The organism is Aeromonas caviae (assembly GCF_000819785.1).
Lineage (GTDB): Bacteria > Pseudomonadota > Gammaproteobacteria > Enterobacterales > Aeromonadaceae > Aeromonas > Aeromonas caviae.
The window spans coordinates 1-3,062 of the sequence record NZ_CDBK01000006.1 but is presented as its reverse complement, the minus strand read 5'-3'; the positions used below and the strand labels follow the sequence as shown (position 1 = coordinate 3,062).

Here is a 3,062-nt window from a genome sequence, read left to right as displayed (position 1 = left end):
AACACTTCTTGGGTGTTGTATGGTTAAGCCTCACGGGTAATTAGTATGGGTTAGCTCAACGTATCGCTACGCTTACACACCCCACCTATCAACGTTGTGGTCTCCAACGGCCCTTTAGGACCCTCAAGGGGTCAGGGATGACTCATCTCAGGGCTCGCTTCCCGCTTAGATGCTTTCAGCGGTTATCGATTCCGAACTTAGCTACCGGGCAGTGCCACTGGCGTGACAACCCGAACACCAGAGGTTCGTTCACTCCGGTCCTCTCGTACTAGGAGCAACTCCCTTCAATCATCCAACGCCCACGGCAGATAGGGACCGAACTGTCTCACGACGTTCTGAACCCAGCTCGCGTACCACTTTAAATGGCGAACAGCCATACCCTTGGGACCGACTTCAGCCCCAGGATGTGATGAGCCGACATCGAGGTGCCAAACACCGCCGTCGATATGAACTCTTGGGCGGTATCAGCCTGTTATCCCCGGAGTACCTTTTATCCGTTGAGCGATGGCCCTTCCATTCAGAACCACCGGATCACTATGACCTACTTTCGTACCTGCTCGACCTGTCCGTCTCGCAGTTAAGCTGGCTTATGCCATTGCACTAACCTCCTGATGTCCGACCAGGATTAGCCAACCTTCGTGCTCCTCCGTTACTCTTTGGGAGGAGACCGCCCCAGTCAAACTACCCACCAGGCACTGTCCGCGAGCCCGATTCAGGGCCCTGCGTTAGAACATCAAACATACAAGGGTGGTATTTCAAGGACGGCTCCAGCGCAACTGGCGTCACGCCTTCAAAGCCTCCCACCTATCCTACACATGTAGGTTCAATGTTCAGTGCCAAGCTGTAGTAAAGGTTCACGGGGTCTTTCCGTCTAGCCGCGGGTACACCGCATCTTCACGGCGAATTCGATTTCACTGAGTCTCGGGTGGAGACAGCATGGCCATGGTTACACCATTCGTGCAGGTCGGAACTTACCCGACAAGGAATTTCGCTACCTTAGGACCGTTATAGTTACGGCCGCCGTTTACCGGGGCTTCGATCAAGAGCTTCGCTTGCGCTAACCCCATCAATTAACCTTCCGGCACCGGGCAGGTGTCACACCCTATACGTCCACTTTCGTGTTTGCAGAGTGCTGTGTTTTTGATAAACAGTCCCAGCCATCTGGTCACTGCGACTCCCGACAGCTCCATCCGCAAGGGACTTCACCATCAAGAGCGAACCTTCTCCCGAAGTTACGGTTCTATTTTGCCTAGTTCCTTCACCCGAGTTCTCTCAAGCGCCTTGGTATTCTCTACCCGACCACCTGTGTCGGTTTGGGGTACGATGACTTGTAATCTGAAGCTTAGAGGCTTTTCCTGGAAGCAGGGCATCAATGGCTTCCGCACCGTAGTGCGTTCGTCTCGTGTCTCAGTGTTGTGTCTCCGGATTTGCCTAGAAACACCACCTACGCACTTTCACCAGGACAACCGTCGCCTGGCCCACCTAGCCTTCTCCGTCCCCCCATCGCAATTACAAGTCGTGCAGGAATATTAACCTGCTTCCCATCGATTACGCCTTTCGGCCTCACCTTAGGGGTCGACTCACCCTGCCCCGATTAACGTTGGACAGGAACCCTTGGTCTTCCGGCGAGGAGGCTTTTCACCCCCTTTATCGTTACTTACGTCAGCATTCGCACTTCTGATATCTCCAGCATACCTCTCGATACACCTTCGCAGACTTACAGAACGCTCCCCTACCACTCACACTTAGTGTGAATCCGCGGCTTCGGTGCCTGGTTTGAGCCCCGTTACATCTTCCGCGCAGGCCGACTCGACTAGTGAGCTATTACGCTTTCTTTAAATGATGGCTGCTTCTAAGCCAACATCCTAGCTGTCTGAGCCTTCCCACATCGTTTCCCACTTAACCAGAACTTTGGGACCTTAGCCGGCGGTCTGGGTTGTTTCCCTCTTCACGACGGACGTTAGCACCCGCCGTGTGTCTCCCGGATATTACTTACTGGTATTCGGAGTTTGCATGGGGTTGGTAAGTCGGGATGACCCCCTAGCCCAAACAGTGCTCTACCCCCAGTAGTATTCGTCCGAGGCGCTACCTAAATAGCTTTCGGGGAGAACCAGCTATCTCCGAGTTTGATTGGCCTTTCACCCCCAGCCACAGGTCATCCCCTAACTTTGCAACGTTAGTGGGTTCGGTCCTCCAGTTGATGTTACTCAACCTTCAACCTGCCCATGGCTAGATCACCCGGTTTCGGGTCTACACCTTGCAACTAGACGCCCAGTTAAGACTCGGTTTCCCTACGGCTCCCCTATACGGTTAACCTCGCTACAAAATGTAAGTCGCTGACCCATTATACAAAAGGTACGCAGTCACCCCGAAGGGCTCCCACTGCTTGTACGTACACGGTTTCAGGTTCTATTTCACTCCCCTCACAGGGGTTCTTTTCGCCTTTCCCTCACGGTACTGGTTCACTATCGGTCAGTCAGGAGTATTTAGCCTTGGAGGATGGTCCCCCCATATTCAGACAGGATGTCACGTGTCCCGCCCTACTCGATTTCACATCAAGGTTGTTTTCGTGTACGGGGCTATCACCCTGTATCGCCGGCCTTTCCAGGACCGTTCCACTAACTTCCAAGATGCTTAAGGGCTAATCCCCGTTCGCTCGCCGCTACTGAGGGAATCTCGGTTGATTTCTTTTCCTCGGGGTACTTAGATGTTTCAGTTCTCCCGGTTCGCCTCGCTACGCTATGTATTCACGTAGCGATACCTAGCTTATGCTAAGTGGGTTTCCCCATTCGGAAATCCGTGAGTCGTAATGTCTCTTACCGACTGCTCACGGCTTATCGCAGGTTAGTACGTCCTTCATCGCCTCTGACTGCCAAGGCATCCACCATGTACGCTTAGTCACTTAACCATACAACCCCAAGAAGTGTCGTCGAAACGGCATTCAAGTTGCTGTACAACAAGGACCAAATAAAATTTGGTTTTCGCCAAGAAGTTTCCAAAGCACTTGTAACAAATGTTTGAGAACTACTTTTTAAATCAGCTTTCCAGATTGTTAAAGAGCA

1 rRNA gene is annotated in these 3,062 nt (G+C 52.4%); it reads right to left on the bottom strand.

The features are described from left to right. Positions 1-19: 19 nt before the first annotated feature. A 23S ribosomal RNA gene (locus BN1120_RS00955) occupies positions 20-2,908 on the bottom strand. Between the last annotated feature and the right edge of the window lie 154 nt (positions 2,909-3,062).